This window comes from Luteibacter sp. (genome assembly GCF_036499525.1).
GTDB lineage: Bacteria > Pseudomonadota > Gammaproteobacteria > Xanthomonadales > Rhodanobacteraceae > Luteibacter.
This window is the reverse complement of record NZ_DASYDO010000035.1, coordinates 1-17749: the sequence shown is the minus strand read 5'-3', so window position 1 is coordinate 17749 and position 17749 is coordinate 1. Positions and strand designations below refer to the sequence as shown.

17 protein-coding genes, 2 tRNA genes and 1 pseudogene are annotated in these 17749 nt (G+C 65.0%); 13 read left to right on the top strand and 7 right to left on the bottom strand.

Translation table 11 applies throughout. From position 1 onward, the window contains the following. From VGM71_RS07280 to VGM71_RS07270, 3 genes are all read left to right on the top strand, one after another. The coding region (locus tag VGM71_RS07280; protein WP_331543483.1) for a glycosyl hydrolase 108 family protein at window positions 1-1161 on the top strand (1161 nt) is incomplete at its 5' end. 5 nt (window positions 1162-1166) lie between these two features. Continuing rightward, window positions 1167-1883, top strand: coding sequence for a hypothetical protein (locus VGM71_RS07275; protein WP_331543481.1), 717 nt, complete (start codon window positions 1167-1169; stop codon window positions 1881-1883). Beyond that, on the top strand, window positions 1880-2068 hold the full coding sequence (locus VGM71_RS07270) for a hypothetical protein (RefSeq protein ID WP_331543479.1): 189 nt from the start codon (window positions 1880-1882) through the stop codon (window positions 2066-2068). Before VGM71_RS07275 ends, VGM71_RS07270 begins: the two co-directional genes overlap by 4 nt. 1 nt (window position 2069) lies before the next feature. On the opposite strand, the pseudogene VGM71_RS07265 reads toward VGM71_RS07270, so the two are convergent. The 4 genes and pseudogenes from VGM71_RS07265 to hemA form a co-directional block, all read right to left on the bottom strand. Beyond that, window positions 2070-3094 (bottom strand): annotated as a pseudogene (locus VGM71_RS07265) (IS3 family transposase). An 80-nt stretch (window positions 3095-3174) separates the two neighbouring features. Next, window positions 3175-3945, bottom strand: a complete 771-nt coding sequence (gene ppk2, locus VGM71_RS07260) for a polyphosphate kinase 2 (RefSeq protein WP_331543477.1) — start codon at window positions 3943-3945, stop codon at window positions 3175-3177. Between the two features lie 191 nt (window positions 3946-4136). Continuing rightward, window positions 4137-5219 (bottom strand): peptide chain release factor 1, encoded by a 1083-nt coding sequence (prfA, locus tag VGM71_RS07255; protein WP_331543475.1) that lies wholly within the window; start codon window positions 5217-5219, stop codon window positions 4137-4139. A 31-nt stretch (window positions 5220-5250) separates the two neighbouring features. Then, complete coding sequence (gene hemA, locus VGM71_RS07250; protein WP_331543473.1) at window positions 5251-6522, bottom strand: glutamyl-tRNA reductase; 1272 nt, start codon at window positions 6520-6522, stop codon at window positions 5251-5253. A gap of 93 nt (window positions 6523-6615) precedes the next feature. Here hemA and VGM71_RS07245 point away from each other — a divergent pair, with 93 nt between their 5' ends. From VGM71_RS07245 to ychF, 8 genes are all read left to right on the top strand, one after another. Continuing rightward, window positions 6616-8370 carry a tetratricopeptide repeat protein gene (locus VGM71_RS07245; RefSeq protein ID WP_331543470.1) on the top strand — a complete coding sequence of 585 codons (1755 nt, stop codon included), beginning with the start codon at window positions 6616-6618 and terminating at the stop codon, window positions 8368-8370. A gap of 112 nt (window positions 8371-8482) precedes the next feature. After that, window positions 8483-9103, top strand: coding sequence for a lipoprotein insertase outer membrane protein LolB (gene lolB / locus VGM71_RS07240; RefSeq protein WP_331543468.1), 621 nt, complete (start codon window positions 8483-8485; stop codon window positions 9101-9103). 147 nt (window positions 9104-9250) lie between these two features. After that, the gene (gene ispE, locus VGM71_RS07235; RefSeq protein WP_331543466.1) at window positions 9251-10639 is read left to right on the top strand and encodes a 4-(cytidine 5'-diphospho)-2-C-methyl-D-erythritol kinase; all 1389 of its coding nucleotides are present in this window, start codon (window positions 9251-9253) and stop codon (window positions 10637-10639) included. A gap of 65 nt (window positions 10640-10704) precedes the next feature. Beyond that, window positions 10705-10781, top strand: a tRNA-Gln gene (locus VGM71_RS07230). 18 nt (window positions 10782-10799) lie between these two features. Continuing rightward, window positions 10800-11789, top strand: coding sequence for a ribose-phosphate diphosphokinase (locus VGM71_RS07225; RefSeq protein WP_331543464.1), 990 nt, complete (start codon window positions 10800-10802; stop codon window positions 11787-11789). An 81-nt stretch (window positions 11790-11870) separates the two neighbouring features. Continuing rightward, window positions 11871-12512, top strand: coding sequence for a 50S ribosomal protein L25/general stress protein Ctc (locus VGM71_RS07220; RefSeq protein ID WP_331543462.1), 642 nt, complete (start codon window positions 11871-11873; stop codon window positions 12510-12512). Between the two features lie 43 nt (window positions 12513-12555). Next, window positions 12556-13134, top strand: a complete 579-nt coding sequence (gene pth, locus VGM71_RS07215) for an aminoacyl-tRNA hydrolase (RefSeq protein WP_331543460.1) — start codon at window positions 12556-12558, stop codon at window positions 13132-13134. Between the two features lie 33 nt (window positions 13135-13167). After that, on the top strand, window positions 13168-14259 hold the full coding sequence (gene ychF / locus VGM71_RS07210; protein WP_331543459.1) for a redox-regulated ATPase YchF: 1092 nt from the start codon (window positions 13168-13170) through the stop codon (window positions 14257-14259). 10 nt (window positions 14260-14269) lie between these two features. Here ychF and VGM71_RS07205 read toward each other — a convergent pair whose 3' ends face one another. From VGM71_RS07205 to VGM71_RS07195, 3 genes are read right to left on the bottom strand one after another with little or no spacing between them, the layout of a single operon-like run. After that, a complete protein-coding gene (locus VGM71_RS07205; RefSeq protein ID WP_331543457.1) occupies window positions 14270-14653 on the bottom strand; it encodes an STAS domain-containing protein in 384 nt (127 codons plus the stop codon). Next, window positions 14650-15069 (bottom strand): ATP-binding protein, encoded by a 420-nt coding sequence (locus tag VGM71_RS07200; protein WP_331543455.1) that lies wholly within the window; start codon window positions 15067-15069, stop codon window positions 14650-14652. Before VGM71_RS07200 ends, VGM71_RS07205 begins: the two co-directional genes overlap by 4 nt. Further along, window positions 15050-16963, bottom strand: coding sequence for a SpoIIE family protein phosphatase (locus tag VGM71_RS07195; protein ID WP_331543453.1), 1914 nt, complete (start codon window positions 16961-16963; stop codon window positions 15050-15052). The genes VGM71_RS07200 and VGM71_RS07195 overlap by 20 nt, the downstream gene beginning before the upstream one ends. A gap of 101 nt (window positions 16964-17064) precedes the next feature. On the opposite strand from VGM71_RS07195, the gene VGM71_RS07190 reads away from it, so the two are divergent. Beyond that, on the top strand, window positions 17065-17550 hold the full coding sequence (locus tag VGM71_RS07190; protein ID WP_331543451.1) for an acyl-CoA thioesterase: 486 nt from the start codon (window positions 17065-17067) through the stop codon (window positions 17548-17550). A gap of 62 nt (window positions 17551-17612) precedes the next feature. Then, window positions 17613-17698: transfer RNA gene (locus tag VGM71_RS07185), tRNA-Tyr, on the top strand. Window positions 17699-17749 lie beyond the last annotated feature (51 nt).

Here is a 17749-nt window from a genome sequence, read left to right as displayed (position 1 = left end):
TCCGGTGACGTGCTCTCCGGTGGCAGCATGCGCGCTACCGCCCGGCCTTTGAATGCTTGTCCGTATCGAGCCAATTCGTTCTCTCATCTGCGCCCCCGTTCATGGATCTATCGGGGCGACAACTATTCTGACGCAGGGGGCCAGCTCGTGGACGGCACGACCTTCTCGCTGCTGGAAGCCTTCCAGCGTCACGCCGTGGTCAGCGGCTTCGTCCGTCCCGACGACGAACAAAGCTTCGAGCCCGCGGTCAACGCGCTGGCGCACAGCGAGCTCATCGTGGCCTTGGAGCGGGCCATCGACGAGAGCGCCGAAAAGAACGGCCGCATCCACGGCCGCGACATCGCCGCGGCGCGAACCAAGCCGTTACTGGCTCACGCGCTGAGCCGGATGATCGTGCGCTTCGAAAGCCACTGGAGCCCGCACGAGGAACGCTGGGCGGCGCTCGATCATCTGATGAACCATGACTGGAAGGGCGAGCGCGAACGGCAGAACAAGCGCGGCTGGTGGAGCGAGGTGGCCAGCAAGATCGATACGTTTCCGCAGGATCCGCGGGTGCATCACATTCATCCGTTTGGGTGGACCGATAATTTCATCACCGCCAGAGACGTATGCAGCTGGTTTGAGACCCTTACTGATATCGTCATTGAGCATGAGGGAGGCTTTTCAGATGTAGAGCACGATAAGGGAGGAGCGACTAAATACGGAATCTCTTTCGCTACCTGGAAGGCTCGTGCGCTACAAGACCTTGGGATCGAACCGACTATCGAAAGCCTCAGAAAAATCACGCTCACTGACGCTAAAACCATCTACTTAAACGCATATTGGCATTCCAAAGGTCATGCCCAGATGAGTTCTGTTCGCTTTGCGCTCATGACATATGACTGGTCGATCACTTCAGGGAAGTCAGGCCGGGAGGTGAGAAGGTTCCTGCAAACTACTTACGGAGCGAAGATCTCTGAAAAAGGCGGCTGGAACGACGAACTAGCTTCAGAACTAACGCGCATCAGCGATCAAAGCAAGCTGTACCGAGAGATTTCAGCGTTGCGCAAAAACTACTATCGCGCCCTGGTTAGCGACGACCCTACTCAGGAAAAATTTATCAAGGGATGGCTAAACCGAGTAGCCGACTGCGAAGTACGCCCCTTATCAGCGGGAGATTGAGCGAGATGAAACCAGCACCCTTTACATTTGTTGCATTCCTGCTCGTTCAATCGACACAGCTTGTAGCAGGCCAAACCACGTCTGATCTTTCCGGCGATTGGCGATGGATTGCTCCGGGCAGTAATACAGAGGTACCCGAGAGTACGCTTCGACTGAACCTCGCAATAGAGGGTCGGCATATTCATGGAATATACTGCGAAATCACAAACAGCGGTGGCCACATAGATTGCGCGGAAGACGGTGATAATGTGCTCGGAGTTGCCTCGACTGACGGACGCAAGGCCTCGTTGACCATTCGCAATAAGGACGAGTACAAATTTTTGGCAGAATTGGCCCTTATAGGATCTAGGTCAGCAGAATACTCTCTCGTTGATGGAACGGAGAGCAACTATGAAAAGAAGAAAATCATGCACAAGGAGCACGACATGCATGCCGATCGTGGCGCATGCGTGGTTACCGTCGCATCTGAAAAAGCTCATTTCTATAATGAGCCAAATGAAAATAGCAAAGCTAAATCTTACATCCTTCGGAGCGAGCCAGTTTTCGCGAGAGGATGGTCTTCAAGCAAAGAGTTCCTGCTAGCTACTTACGATAATTTTGCAGGCAAGAGGAAGACTGCGTGGGTTAAATGTCGTGAATTTGATGCCTGCCCGCATGGCACTCCCTACTACCGGAGCCTTCCGGAGGCATCGTGTCTGCAATCACTAAAGACCGTCGAATGAGAACGGCTGAAGGACAGCGCTTCACCACGACGACTAGCGCGTTGGCGCATGGCGAATCCATCGTGGAGCTGGAGCGGGCCATCGACGAGAGCGCCGAAAAGAACGGCCGCATCCACGGCCGCGACATCGCCGCGGCGCGAACCAAGCTGAATCGCCCCGGGTTTCGTGGAGGCTTTTTGGTTTAAGTCAGGTTGCCATCATGGCGGCCTGACTGGTGAGTTGCTGGTAGTAGTTTGCCTCGGCCTCTGCCGGCGGGATATAGCCGATGGGTTCGAGCAGGCGGTGGTCGTTGAACCAGGACACCCATTCCAGTGTCGCGAACTCCACGGCTTCCTTGATCTTCCATGGCGCGCGACGTTGAATCAACTCGGCCTTGTAGAGCCCGTTGATCGTCTCGGCCATAGCGTTGTCATAGGAGTCCCCCTTGCTGCCCACGGAAGGCTCAATGCCGGCTTCGGCCAGCCGTTCGCTGTATCGAATACTGACGTATTGCGATCCGCGATCGGAATGATGGATAAGACTGCTGTCGCGCTCGGGCTGTCGTGCGTACAACGCTTGCTCCAACGCGTCGAGCACGAAGTCGGTGCGCATCGAACGGCTCACTCGCCAGCCGACGATGCGACGTGCGAAGACGTCGATGACGAAGGCCACGTAGAGCCAGCCCTGCCAAGTGGATACGTATGTGAAGTCCGAGACCCAGAGCTGGTTCGGTCGCTCGGCATGGAACTGCCGGTTGACTCTATCGAGCGGGCACGGCGTTTTGCGGTCGCTGATCGTCGTGCGCACGACTTTGCCGCGCATCACGCCGCGCAGACCCTGGCGCCGCATCAGCCGCTCAACGGTGCAGCGCGCCACCATCGTGCCTTCGCGAGCCAACTGCCGCCAGACCTTGTCTGCCCCGTAGACCTGCATGTTGGCCTGCCAGACACGCTCGATCTCGGGCACCAACGCGTCATCGCGTTGAGCACGAGCACAACGTTTGCCTGGTTCACGCCCAAGCGCTACTTGCCGCCGATATCCCGACGGGGCGACCTGCAATGCCTTGCAGATCGGCGCTTGACCCACCCCAGCAGCGTCTGCGGCACGCAGCCGATCTTCGGGGCAATCGATTCGACTGCGCCCCATAGCGACGGGTACTCCCCGCGGTGCTCTTGCACCATGAGCACGGCGCGCTCGCGGATCTCAGGTGAGAACTTGTTCGACTTGTTCATGGCTCCATCTTCTCAAGAGTTGGAGCCTCCTCAAAACCCTGGGCTGTTCAGAGTTTGCGTTTCCTTCACTTCTGAGTGCATTAATACACTGCGGGCACGCGTTCCGCCTTCGCGGTCACTTTATCCTTCTTCGGCTTGCCCTTCAGGGGCGGCAGTTCGAACTCCGCGTCGGGAGTGAGCTTGTCCGGTATCAGGTCGAGCAAATGACGGATCAGGTTGAGCCTGCCGGTCTTCTGGTCGTCGAAATCGGCCACGAACCAGGGCGCGTCGTCGGTATGCGTGTGCTGGATCATGGCATCGCGCAGGTCGCCCATCTCGACGTATTTTTCCCGCCCCTTCACGTCCACCGGTGAAAGTTTCCAACGCTTGAGCGGGTCGGCGGCGCGCTCCGCGAAACGCTTCTCCTGCTCCGCCTGGTCGACCGAGAGCCAGTACTTGAGAAGGATGATGCCGTCGTCGGTCAGCATCTTCTCGAAGACCGGGCAGGCCTTCATGAAGCGGTCGTACTGGTCGTCGGTGCAGAAGCCCATGGCCGGTTCGACCACCGCGCGGTTGTACCAGCTGCGGTCGAACAGGACGAGTTCGCCGGCGGAGGGCAGGTGCGCCACGTAACGCTGGAAATACCATTGGCTTTCCTCGACGGACGAGGGCTTGCCCAGCGCCACGACGCGGGCGGCGCGCGTGTCGAGTTTGTCGGTGATGGCTTTGATCGTGCCGCCCTTGCCGGCGGCATCGCGGCCTTCGAAGATCACCAGCATCCGCTTGCCGGTATGGCGCAACCAGCGGGTGAGGCCGACGAGCTCGACCTGCAGGTCTTCGAGTGCTTTCTCGTATTCTTTTTTCTTGCCCATAACGTCTCCTCCAGCAGAAGGGACCAGTGTGCCCCATCGAACGTCGCCCGGCCCGTGTAGGAGCGCGCCCTGCGCGCGACAGGTTTTCGCGAAAAAGCTTCTGGTCCTGTTACTTGGCCGCGAAAAGCTGTCGCGCGCAGGGCGCGCTCCTACAGGTAACGAGCGGACGGCAGGTGACGAGCGGCGGCGCATCAGCCGCCCGCGGTTAGGCTCTGCAGTTCGTCGGCCTGGTGCTCGCGGGTGAGGGTGTCGATCAACTCGTCCAGTTCGCCCTGCATCACCTCGGTCAGGCGGTAAAGCGTGAGGTTGATGCGGTGGTCGGTGATCCGGCCTTGCGGGAAGTTGTAGGTTCGGATGCGCTGGCTGCGGTCGCCCGAACCGACCTGGAGGCGGCGCGATTCCGCCTGCGCAGCGCTTTGCTTGCTGCGCTCCGCGTCGAGCAGGCGTGCCTTGAGCAGGCTCATCGCGCGGGCGCGGTTCTTGTGCTGGCTGCGCTCGTCCTGGCATTCGACCACGGTGCCGGTGGGCAGGTGGGTGATGCGAATGGCTGAATCGGTCTTGTTGACGTGTTGGCCGCCCGCGCCGGAAGCGCGGAAGGTATCGACCTTGAGGTCTCCGTCGCGCAGCTCGATGTCACCGACTTCGTCCTGCTCGGGCAGGATCGCCACGGTGGCCGCCGAGGTGTGGATGCGCCCCTGCGACTCGGTTTCGGGCACGCGCTGCACGCGGTGCGTGCCGGATTCGAACTTCAGCTTCGAATACGCCCCGCGTCCCTCGATGCGCGCCACGACTTCCTTGTAGCCGCCGTGCTCGCCCTCGTTGGCGTTGAGGATCTCCAGATGCCAGCGCTGGCGCTCGGCATAGCGTGCGTACATGCGGAAGAGGTCGCCGGCGAAGATCGCCGCCTCGTCGCCACCGGTGCCCGCGCGCACCTCGAGGAAAAGGTTGCCGTCGTCGCGCGGGTCTTTCGGCAGGAGGAGGATCTGCAGTTCCCCGTCCAGGTGCGCCAGGTGAGACTCGATGCGCTGGATGTCGTCCGCCGCCATGTCGCGCATCTCGGGATCGTCGAGCATGGCGCGCGTGTCCGCCAGTTCGCGCTCCGCGTCGTCATGTTCCTTCAGCGATGCCGCGACGGGCTCCAGCTGCGCGTATTCCCGCGAGAGGTCGCGGAAACGCTGGCTGTCGTCCAACACGTCCGGCTGCGCGAGCAGCAGGCCGATTTCCTCGTGGCGTTCGGCGAGGGCTTCAAGTTTGCGGCGGATCGAGGGAGTCATTCGGGGCGCGATATCCGGCTGTAGCCGCACATCATGCGGAAACGTCGTCGTCCGGGTCCAGTCCGTACAAACGGCCGGCGGCGTGGAGCAGGTCGAGGTCGCCCGCCATGGCGGCGTCGCGCAGGCGCGCGCTGGGGGTGTGCAGCAGTTTGTTGGTGAGGGTGTTGGCGAGGAAGGCGAGGGCCTCCTCGGGGGGGCGGCCCTTGGCCAGCATGGCCTGGGCCTTGGCCAGTACCTCGTCGCGCTGCGCCTCGGCGGCCATGCGCAGGTCCACGGCGGGGTTGCGCAGGTTGAGCGCGCGGCGCCAGGCCATGTAGCGCTCGACCTGCAGATCGATGATCGCGTCGGCCTCGCGCGCGGCCAATTCGCGCGAGCGGCGGTTCTCGTCGATGACCTGTTTCAGGTCGTCGATGCCATAGAGATAGACGTCGTCGAGCATGGCGACCTCCGGCTCGATGTCACGCGGCACGGCGATGTCGACCATGAACATGGGTCGCCGGCGGCGCGCAGCGATCGCGTCGGACACCATCGCCCGCGTTACCACCGGCAGACGCGACGCCGTGGAGGTGATGACGATGTCCGCCTCGGCGAGGTGACGGGGGAGGTCGGCCAGGGAAATGGCGTAGCCGGCATAGCGGCCGGCCAGTTCCTGGGCGTTCTCCAGCGTGCGGTTGGCGACGATGAGCCGGCGAACATTCTTGTCGGCGAGGTGGCGGGCGGCGAGTTCGATCGTCTCGCCCGCGCCGATCAGCAGCACGCAGGCCTGGCGCAGATCGGTGAAGACCTGTTCGGCCAGCCTGACCGCGGTGTACGCGACCGAGACCGTATGCGCGCCGATGCGGGTATCGGTGCGCACGCGCTTCGCCACCGCGAAGGTGTGCTGCAGGAGGCGTTCCATCGGCGCCCGGAGGCTTTGCGCGGAGCGGGCCTGCTGGTAGGCCTCCTTTACCTGCCCAAGGATCTGCGGCTCGCCCAGCACCATGGAATCCAAGCCGGTGGCCACGCGGAACATGTGGCGCACCGCGTCCTTTTCATCGTGCCGGTAAAGGAACTCGTCGAGGCGTTGCGGGGTCAATCGGTGCTGACGCGACAGCCACTGGCCCGGCACCGTCTCGAAACCTTCCGCCACGCTGCAGTACAGCTCGGTGCGGTTGCAGGTGGAGAGGATCATCGCTTCCTCGACCCCGGGTTGCCGGGTGAGGTCGCCCAGCGCCTCGGTCGCCACCGCGGCGTCGAATGCCACCTGCTCGCGCAGGCTGACTGGCGCGGTGAGGTGATTGAGCCCGAGGGCGATGAGTGGCATGACGGGCTGAGGTCGGCTTGAGTGGCGTCGGCTAAGCTAAGGGCGCATTGTGCCCTTACCAAGGCGCCAGCGCTTCGCGGGTGCCTGACGGGAATGACGGAGAGTAGTGTGCTGAGCGGTCGGTCGAAGTACAAGCAAGTGCGGCATCTTGGAGTCCTGGCGGCGATGGCGGTGCTGGCGGGCTGTGCCGCGATGCACCCTGCGGAGGCGCCAAGGGCCACCCGCACCGGCGTCCAGCCACTGGACCGTCTGAACGTGGCGATCGTGCCGCCCGAACGCGACCTCCAGGCTCTGCTGATGGCCGGCGATTTCGCCTTGGCCGCCAGCGATCTCAAGACTGCCTCAGACGCGTACGCCCAGGCCACGGCCCTTAGTGGCGATCCCAAGGTGGCCGCCCGCGCCACCGAATTGGCGTTGGCCGTGCACGACCAGGCCGCCGCCGGCAAGGCATTGGATCGCTGGGCCGCCCTCGGTGCCAAGCCGGCCGAAGTGGCCTCGGCCCGCGCCCGCATGGCCCTCGACCGCGGCGACACGGCGGAAGCGCAGCAACAGCTCGACGCCCTGGTCGCCACCGGCGATCCCGATGCCTGGCGCGAATTCGGCCGAATCCTGGCCAGTGGACGCGATGCTGCCCAGGCAGGCTTGCTGCTCGAGCGGATCGCCACGCCTCAGCGCCTGCCGAACGATGCCACCGCCTGGCTTGCGATGAGCGAACTCGGCGAAAGCCTTGGTCGCCACGACTACGCGAACACGATCGGCGACGCCGCGCTGGCCCGCTTCCACAACGGGACGACCTACGCCTGGGCTGGCCAGCGAGCCTTCCAGGCGGGCGACAAGGCGGGCGCGAGGAAGCTGTTCGCGAAGGCGGTGGAGCGCGAGCCGAAGAACGCGCGGCTGCGCATGGCCTACGCGACCCTGCTGGTCCAGCTCGGCGACCGGAACGCGGCGACGAAGCTGCTCTCCAGCGGCGCGCAGAACGCCGACACCTATGCGATGCGCCTGAGCCTGGCCGCGCGGGCCAACGACAAGGTGGCCGTTCGGAAGCTCTACGACGAAATCCGTCGGCAATCCGACGGTGTCCAGACGGAAAACGCGTTCACCCTCGGCCAGCTGGCGGAGTTGCAGGGCAAGCAGGAAGATGCGCTGGACTGGTACGCCGCGGTGGGCGACGACGATCCGCGCATTTTCGACGCTTCGGTGCGCAGCGCCGTCGTGCTGCACCTGCAGGGCAAGGACGACGATGCGCACGAAATCGTGGCCGAACTGCAAACCACTTATGCCGACCGCCCCGAGCAGTTGCTCAAGGCCTTCGCTGTGGACGGTGAGCTGTACATGGACGGCCGCCGTTTCGACGCGGCCGCCGACGCCTACGGCAAGGCGCTGCGGGTGAAGCCCGACGATACCGACATACTGTACGGCCGTGGTCTGGCCTACGCGGAGGCCGGGCGAGTCGACGATGCGGTGGCAGACTTCCGCAAGATCCTCGAACTGAAACCCGGCGACATCGAGACGAGCAATGCCCTGGGCTACACGCTGGCCGATAACGACCGCGACCTGGGCGAGGCGCAAAACCTGATCCAGGCCGCCCGCGCGGCGCGCCCCGACGATCCCTCGGTCGCGGATTCGTGGGGTTGGCTGAAATTCCGCCAGGGCGAACTCGACCAGGCCGAGAGCACGCTGCGCAGCGCATGGACGCAGCGCAAAGACCCCGACATCGGGGTACACCTCGCCGAAGTGCTGTGGACCCGTGGCCGTCACGACGACGCCCGCAAACTCCTCAACGAGGTGCGCCGGATCGATCCGAAGAACGCCGCGCTGGAGAAGACCGAGCGGAAATTGCGTCCGTAGGAGCGCGCGCTGCGCGTTTATGCCCGCGTCGGGTACGACAGATTTCGCGCCAGTCCCGGATATCGGCCTCAAAACATGTCGCGCGCAGGGCGCGCTCCTACACGGCTATCGCATGACCTTTCGGCACGCCTCACGTTTCGCGCTTCTCGCCCTCCCAGTCCTCCTCGCCGCTTGTGCCACCACCCGCGCACCGGTTCGCCAGGCGGGCGACGCGGTCACGCTCGGATTGCAGGAGCAACGCGAGAAAGCGCTCGTCGACACCGGCCACTGGACCCTCGAGGGACGCCTTTCCGTATCCGACGGAAAGGATTCCGGCTCGGGCGGCTTGACTTGGCGACAGGACGGCGAACATTACGAATTCACCGTGCGCGCCCCGGTCACCGGGCGCAGCTTCCGCCTCACGGGTGGCCCTGACGGTGCCGAGCTCGAGGGCCTGGACGGCGGTCCCCGGCGTGGGCCGGATGCGGAATCGCTGATGGCGAGCGCGGTGGGCTGGCAGATTCCGATGACCGAGCTGAAGCGCTGGGTTCTGGGACTTCGCGCGGACGGCGGTCCGGCCGACATCGCCTTCGGTACGGACAAGCTGCCGTCGCGGATCGTGCAGGACGGCTGGACGGTGGATTACCGCCAGTGGGACGCCGCCCGCCATCCGCCGATGCCCTTGCGCGTCTTCGCGGAGAAAGCGCCATACAAGGTGCGCCTGTCCATCGAAGACTGGTCCTTCGGCAGGTAGGAGCACGCCCTGCGCGCGACATGTTTTGAGGCAGTGACCCGGAGCTGGCGCGCAATCTGAAGGATCGACGCGAAAAGCTGTCGCGCGCAGGGCGCGCTCCTACCGCGCACCGTATACTTTCGCGCCTCGGCACTCACGGCTTGCTAGATGCATTTCACGATCACCCGCGCCGGCGACGACGATGCCGCGCGCCTGTGCGCCATCGAACGCGCCGCGGTTGAACTCTTCCGCGGGCACGAGGCATGGCCGTCGTATTCGGGCATGGCACTGCCGTTGGATACCGTGCGTGCACTGATCGCGCGCGGCCTCGTCTGGGTCGCCGTGGTGGAGGAGGACGTAGTCGGCTTCGTATGCCTCGACACCGAAGGATCGACCGACGCCATCGGTATCGCCGAGATCGACGTGCTGCCGGCTTTCGGTGGAAAGGGCATCGGCGCCGCGCTGCTGGAGCATGCGTGCGCCTGGGCACGTGAGGCGGGTTACGCCCAGATAGATCTCGGTACCCTCGCCGACGTGCCCTGGAACGCGCCGTTCTATGCGAAGCACGGGTTCACGGTGGTCGACAAGCATGCCCCGGCGTTCGCCGACGCCCTGGAGCGCGACCGCCAGAACGGTTTCCCCGACCATCTTCGCGTGTTCATGAGCCGCCCGTTGGCACCGCTGGCGGAGGGCGACTGGACCGCCTGGCCGGCGCCGGCGAAGCTCAACCTGTTCCTGCGCATCGTCGGCCGTCGCGACGACGGTTACCATGAATTGCAAACCGTCTTCCGCCTCCTTGACTGGGGCGACGAGGTCCGCTTGCGCGTGCGTGCGGACGGCGTTATCGCGCGCCCCACGCCAGTGGCGGGCGTTCCCGAGGGTGCCGACCTCACGGTGCGCGCTGCGCGCCTGCTGGCCGCCGAAACAGGCACGCCGCTGGGTGCTGACATCGCCGTCTCCAAACGCATCCCCCTTGGCGGCGGCCTCGGCGGCGGCAGTTCGGATGCTGCCAGCGTGCTGGTGGGCCTCAATACGCTCTGGCGGACCGGCCTGTCCGAGGACGCGCTGGCCGTCCTCGCGGCCACCCTGGGCGCCGACGTTCCCGTTTTCGTCCGTGGGCGTTCCGCCTGGGCTGAGGGAATTGGGGAGCGCCTCACGCCGATACGCCTCCCGCGCCGCTGGTACGTGGTGTTGGACCCTCACGAGCACGTCCCGACAGCCGCCCTGTTCGCGGCCGCCGAATTGACACGTACCGCCCCGCGGGCGACAATTTCATCCTTTGTTTCCGGAGATTCGGCGGAAAACGCCTTCGAGCCGGTAGTCCGTGCGCGCCACCCGCGGGTGGCCGCGGCGCTGGACTGGCTGGCGGGCTTCGGCCACGCCCGTCTTTCCGGTAGCGGTGGGTGCGTGTTCCTGGAAACAAGAACTCACGAGGCGGCGCTAAGCGTCGCCTCGCGTTGTCCCGGAGGCTTTACGGCCCACGTGGCGGCGGGTATCGATCCTTCACCGCTGCTGCTGGCGCGGAATCGGGTCGAGGCAAGAGGCATCGTGTCGTAGGGACGGGTAGGGCCGCGGGCTGCGGCAAGCCATGGCGGGCCGGTTGGCTCGCCGGAACGAATTGTTGGGGCGTCGCCAAGCTGGTTAAGGCACGGGATTTTGATTCCCGCATGCGCAGGTTCGAATCCTGCCGCCCCAGCCACCGCTCGCGGTGGCGAACATGAACCAACCCACTCACGCCAGGAGTTCCTTCGTGGATACGTCCACCCCGATGCTGTTCAGCGGCAATGCGCACCGTGCGCTCGCCGACGATGTTGCCTCCCGTCTCGGCATTCCGCTCGGCAAGGCCCTCGTCGGCCGGTTCAGCGACGGCGAGGCCCAGGTCGAGATCGAGGAGAACGTACGCAAGCAGGAAGTGTTCGTCATCCAGCCGACGGGCGCGCCCAGCGCGGAGAACCTGTTCGACCTGCTGGTGCTGATCGACGCGCTCAAGCGCGCCTCCGCAGGCACGGTTACCGCGGTGATGCCCTATTTCGGCTACGCCCGGCAGGACCGCCGCCCACGCTCGGCCCGCGTGCCGATCACAGCCAAGCTGGCGGCGAAGATGATCGCCACGGCCGGTGCCGACCGCGTGCTCACGATCGACCTGCACGCCGACCAGATCCAGGGATTCTTCGACATCCCGGTAGACAACGTGTACGCCTCGCCGGTGCTCCTGGCCGACATCTGGCGCCACCACAGCATGGACGACCTGATCGTGGTCAGCCCGGACGTCGGTGGCGTGGTGCGTGCGCGTGCGCTCGCCAAGCGCCTGGACGACGCGGACCTCGCGATCATCGATAAACGCCGCCCGAAGGCGAACGTGGCCACGGTCATGAACATCATCGGCGACGTGGAAGGCAAGACCTGCGTGCTGGTGGACGACATCGTCGACACCGCCGGGACACTCTGCGCCGCGGCGGCGGCCCTGAAGGAAAAAGGCGCCCGCAAGGTCGTCGCTTATTGCGTGCACCCGGTGCTCTCGGGCGCCGCGATCGACAACCTGGATAACTCCCAGCTCGACCAGCTGGTGGTGACCAATACCCTGCCATTGCGCGACAACGCCCGTAACTGTGCGAAAATCCGCCAGTTGTCGGTCGCGGAACTACTCGCTGAGACGATCCGCCGCATCGCCTTCGGCGAATCGGTGAGCTCGCTCTATATCGACTGAGACATCGTTTTTTCGGGCTCCCCTGGTCGCGGGGGAGTCCTTTACCCACCGCCGCGAGGCGGTTTACTTGAGGCAACACCAATGGCTACCAATCATCAGCTCACCGCTACGAGCCGCAGTGTGGAAGGGAAGGGTGCGAGCCGCCGCCTTCGCATTGCTGGCTACGTGCCGGCTATCGTATACGGCGCGGGCGAAGCCCCGCAGGCGATCCAGGTCCTCCATAACGACGTGCTGCTCGGCTCGCGCTACGAGTCGTTCTACTCGTCGGTGATCGAACTGACCGTCGACGGCAAGCTGCAGAAGGTCCTGATCAAGGACTGGCAGAAGCACCCGTTCAAGCAGCTCATGCTGCACATGGACTTCCAGCGCGTGAACGAAAACGAGGCCATCCGCGTCGCCGTTCCGGTGCATTTCCTGAACCAGGAGAAGTCCCCGGCCGGCAAGACCGCGGGCCTGGTGATCTCGCACAACCTGACGGAAGTGACGGTCTCCTGCCTGCCGAAGCACCTGCCGGAGTTCATCGAACTCGACCTGGCCGACCTGAAGTCGGGCGACATCATCCACCTTTCCGACCTGAAACTGCCGGTCGGCGTGGAAATCCCGGAGCTGGGCCTGGGCAAGGAACACGACGTCGCCGTCGTCACCGTGGCCTCGATCCAGGAAGAAGTCGACCCGACGACGGCTGCCGAGGGCGGCGAAGCCCCGACCGACGAGAAGAAGTAAGGAACATGTGTGGGAGCCGCCACGGCGGCTCCCACATGAACCAATGGCGACACTTCGTCTTATCGTCGGCCTCGGCAACCCCGGGGCCGAATACGTCAGGACCCGGCACAACGCCGGGTTCTGGTGTGTCGATGCCCTGGCCATGGACCAGGGAGAACGCTGGGCTTTCGACGGCAAGCTGCATGGCGAAACCTGCAAGCTGCGCATCGCCGGCGAAACCCTCTGGCTGCTCAAGCCCGCCACCTTCATGAACAAGAGCGGCATCGCCGTCGCCTCGGCGCTGCGCTACTACAAGATCGCGCCGGAGGAGTGCCTCGTCGCCCACGACGAACTGGACCTCCAGCCGGGCATCGTCCGCATGAAGTTCGACGGCGGCCACGGCGGCCAGAACGGACTGCGCGACATCATGGCCCACCTGGGCCATGGCAAGTTCCATCGCCTGCGGGTCGGCATCGGCCACCCGGGGCACAAGGACAAGGTCACCCCGTGGGTGCTCGGTCGCCCGAGCGCGGCCGACGAGGACGCCATCATGCACGGCATCGGGCGCGCGTTCGACGTGCTGCCGCTGGCGCTGGACGGCAAGTTCGAAGAGGCGATGAAACGCCTGCACACGGTCGCCTGACCCACACCCACACCAACCGGACACAGATTCGCCATGGGCATCAAATGCGGCATCGTCGGCCTGCCTAACGTCGGCAAGTCCACCCTGTTCAACGCGCTGACCAAGGCCGGCATCGCCGCCGCCAATTTCCCGTTCTGCACGATCGAGCCCAACACCGGCATCGTGCCCGTGCCGGATCCGCGCCTGGATGAGCTGGCGTCGATCGTGAAGCCGCAGAAGGTGATCCCCACCACCATGGAATTCGTCGACATCGCGGGGCTCGTGGCCGGCGCGTCGAAAGGCGAAGGCCTGGGCAACAAGTTCCTCGCGCATATCCGCGAGACCGACGCCATCGCGCATGTCGTCCGCTGCTTCGAAGACGGCAACGTCATCCATGTGGCGAACAAGGTCGATCCGATCGCCGACATCGAGACCATCGATACCGAGTTGGCGCTTGCCGACCTCGAGTCCGTGCTGAAGGCACTCGATCGCGCCACGCGTTCCGCCAAGGCGAACGACAAGGACGCGCTGGCGCGCAAGCCGGTGCTGGAAAAGCTCGCCAAGGCGCTCGACCAGGGCAAGTCGGCCCGCGCCGCCGGCCTCGATGCTGACGAGAAGGCGCTGGTCCGCGACATGTTCCTGATCACGATGAAGCCGCTGATGTACATCGCGAACGTCGCGGAAGACGGCTTCGAGAACAATCCGCACCTCGATGCCGTGCGCGCCCGCGCGGTGGAAGAAGGCGCCGAGGTGGTGGCGATCTGCGCGGCGATCGAGGAAGAACTTTCGCAGCTCGAGGACGCCGATCGCGACGAATTCCTCAAGGACCTGGGGCTCGAAGAGCCGGGCCTCAACCGGGTGATCCGCGCTGGCTACAAGCTGCTCGGCCTGCAGACCTATTTCACCGCCGGCGAGAAGGAAGTCCGCGCATGGCAGGTCCGTGCCGGTTCCACCGCGCCACAGGCCGCTGCCGTGATCCACACCGACTTCGAACGCGGCTTCATCCGCGCGGAAACGGTGGCGTACGACGACTACATCAAGTTCAAGGGCGAGCAGGGCGCGAAGGAAGCGGGGCGCCTGCGCCTGGAAGGCAAGGATTACCTCGTCAAGGAAGGCGATGTGCTGCACTTCCGGTTCAACGTCTGACCTCTTTCTCTCAACTGCCCAGCGCGGTGATCTGCCGCTGCATGTGATCGAGGTATTGGTCCAGTTCGCCCACGCTGGCGAACACCTCGGCGACCGGCACGGCCTTCACGATGTCGAAGACCTTCTTTACCTGCGGCTGTGGATTCAGTAACAGGGTGCGCCCATCGCGGTCGTGAAGCTGCTTGCGCAGTTGGGCGAGGCTGCGCAGCCCGGCGCTGCTTATGTAATCCAGCGCCGAGAGGTCGATCACGAGCGTGCCGCCGTTGTCCACGAGCGGCGTGATGTCGCGCAAGGCTTCGTCGAACGCCGCGTAGGTCGCCGCGTCTAGCCGGCCTTCCAGCCACACGGTGCTGCGGTCGGTGCGCGGGCTTTCGCTGCGGACGATGAGGGTCATGTAGTTGGCTCGTCGGAAGGGTCGAAGCGGATGACGACACGATTGCCGTGTGCGTCGCGTGCATAGTGGAAAGCGCTGGCGATGCTGCGGGCCAGGTGCAGGCCCAGGCCGCCGATCTCGCGCCTGGCGATGTCGCCTGGCAAGTCGGGCGGTTCGTGCTGCAGGGGGTCGAAGGGCATGGCGTCGTCGCGCAGTTCGAGGTGAACCACGTCGGCCTCCACCTCCAGACGGATGTCGATGCTGCCGTCCCTGCCATCCGGGTAGCCGTGGCGGACCGTGTTCACCAACAGCTCCTCGAGCACCAGGCGCACGTCCGCGCGGCAGGAGGCGTCCACCTCCGCGCGGTCCAGCGTGCCCTCGGCCCTGTCCAGCGCAAGGAACACGTCCTCGAGCCGGTTAGGAATGCGCAGCCGCATCGAAGCGGGCCCCCGCGGCGGCACCGTCGTGCCAGGTGAGTGCGAGCAGTGCGATATCGTCGTAGGCCGGTGCGCCATCGATATACGCGTCGACGTCGCCCAGCACCTGTTCCACATAGGTTTCCGGCGTGGCTCCTTCCTCGACGCGCGAGAGGCTTTCCAGGATCGAGTGCGTCCCGTACAGGCGCTGGTTGGCAGCATGCGCCTCGCTGACACCGTCGGTGTACATGATCACGGTATCGCCCCCAAGCAACGTGAGTACGCGTACAGGGTAGCGCGCTTCGCGGTCGAGGCCGAGCGCCGGTCCCGTCTCGACGTCGACGAGGGTCGCACTGCCGCCTGCGTGGAGCACGGGTTGCTCGTGGCCGGCGCTGGCGAAAGAGAGGAGGCCGGTTTCGGTTTCCACCACACCGCAGAGGAGGGTGACGAACATGCAGGTGTCGTTGCCCTTGCACAACTCGAGGTTGAGCGCGCCGAGGATGTCGCTTGGCGAGCGCGCGTGGGTGGCGAGGGTGCGGGCGAGGGTGATCGTGCGGGCCATGAACAGCGCGGCGGGGATGCCCTTGTCGGATACATCGCCGACCATCACGCAGACGTGCCGGGCGCCAAGCGTGAAATAGGTATACAGGTCGCCGCCAACGGCGCTTGCCGGGCGCAGCACGGCATGCACCTCGACCCGGCCGTCGGCGGCGAGCCAGTGCGGCTCAGGAAGGAGGGCGAGCTGGATCTGCCGGGCGATCTCCAGTTCGCTGGCCATGCGCTCCTGCTCCCGGGCGGTCTGCTTGGCGGTGTCGATGTGCCCGGCGAGCTGATGGCGCATCTGGTCGAAGGCCCGGGTCAGCCTGCCCACCTCGTCCTTGCGCCGGAGCTTGGGCAAGGGGAAGTCCAGGTGCCCGCGGGCGACATCGTCCGCGCGGTCGGAGAGGATCGCCAGGGGCGCCATCAGGCGCCGGGTGATCACCAGCGCGATCAGCGATACGCCGGCCAGCGCCAGCAAGCCCAGGAGGATGTCAACGTAGTAGGTGCGGCGGAGGTCCGCGAGCACTTCGTGTTCCGGCATCGTCAGGCCGAAGGTCCACGTGGTGCCGGGGATCTTCACGAAATAGACCCAAACGGGCTCGCTGACCCGCCCGCCCATCTCAGGCGTGATCCGCACCGGATTGCGCCCCTCGGAGAGGGCCGCGCGGAACGGCCTGCTGCCGCGTGTCCCCACATAGGAGGTCCAGTCGTGGGCGAGGAACACGCCATTCGCATCGACGACGAAGGCCGAGGCGTGCTTCGGCTTGTTCAGTTCGCCGAGCAGCTTCTGTAGCCAGTCGATGCTGATGGTGGCGTCGGCGACGCCGATCACGGGCAACGCCTTGCCAGGGATCGCGACGGAGTAGCCCACCAGGGTGTCGGTGCGCCCCACGGAGTGGAACGGCGCCTGCCAGCAGCCGTGTTCACAGTTCAGTCCACGGACGAACCAGGTCGAGGTCCAGTACACCTCGGGATCGTCCAGCCGGCTGCCCATGCTGAGCGTGCCGTCGACGGCGCGCCGCGCGACCGGGGCGTCGACGGGGCGTGGCGCGTTCGTGTCCCGGGGGATGAAGGCGGCGGTGATATCGACCAGCTCGGGATTGACGGCCAGGGCGTCGCGTATGACGGCGGGCGCCTCGTCGCGACGCGTGGCGAGGATGCCGGCGAGCACCTGGGCCACCCTCGACACGTTGTCCAGACGCCCCTGGATCCGCGCCGCGGCCCAGCCTGAGACGGCTGCTGCTTCCTGCTCGGTCTGGTCGAGGATCTGCTCGCGGGTATGGGTTAGCATCAGCCCGCCCGTGACGATCAGGACGATCGCCGAGCCCAGGAGCACGCCAAGGGCGAGTCGCGAGGCGACGCTGCGAAGGACCATCGGGCACTCCCCATGAGCTTGGGGACGAATCTATGCTGCCCCGCGCAGTCCGGCAAGCTGCCGGGACGTCATAATGGGGCTTTCCATAGCAAGGTCACCCCATGCCCGGCACCCAGCGCGACGTCGAATTTCGTTTCATGGCCCAGCCCACCGATGTGAATTTCGGCGGCAAGGTGCATGGCGGCATGGTCATGAAATGGCTCGACCAGGCCGGTTACGCCTGTGCGGTGGGCTGGAGCGGGGCCTATTGCGTCACCGCCTCGGTCAGCGGCATCCAGTTCCTGGCGCCCATCCTGATCGGCGACCTGGTGACCGTGCGGGCCCGGCTCATCCATACCGGCACCTCGAGCATGCACCTGGCCGTAGACGTGCTGGCGCGCGACCTGCGTAGCGGCGAGCAGCGCCTCGCCACCAGTTGCGTGATGGTCTTCGTGGCCCTGGACAAGCCCGATGGCGGCAAGCCCACGCCGGTTCCGTCATGGAAGCCGGTCGAAGCGAAGGACCTTCGCCTGCAGGAATACGCGATGAAGCTCATGGAGATGTCGCGCGCGATGGAGCCGCTGGTGCTGGCGACGCGCGAGGCGTGATTTTCGCGTGCGGAAGTTATTGACAGGTTCCCGGACGCTCGCGACAATAGGCGTTCTTTGTTGGAGGAATACCCAAGCGGCCAACGGGGGCAGACTGTAAATCTGCTGGCTTACGCCTTCGGTGGTTCGAATCCACCTTCCTCCACCAGACGAGTTCCGCGCAGTGCGGGAGTAGTTCAATGGTAGAACTTCAGCCTTC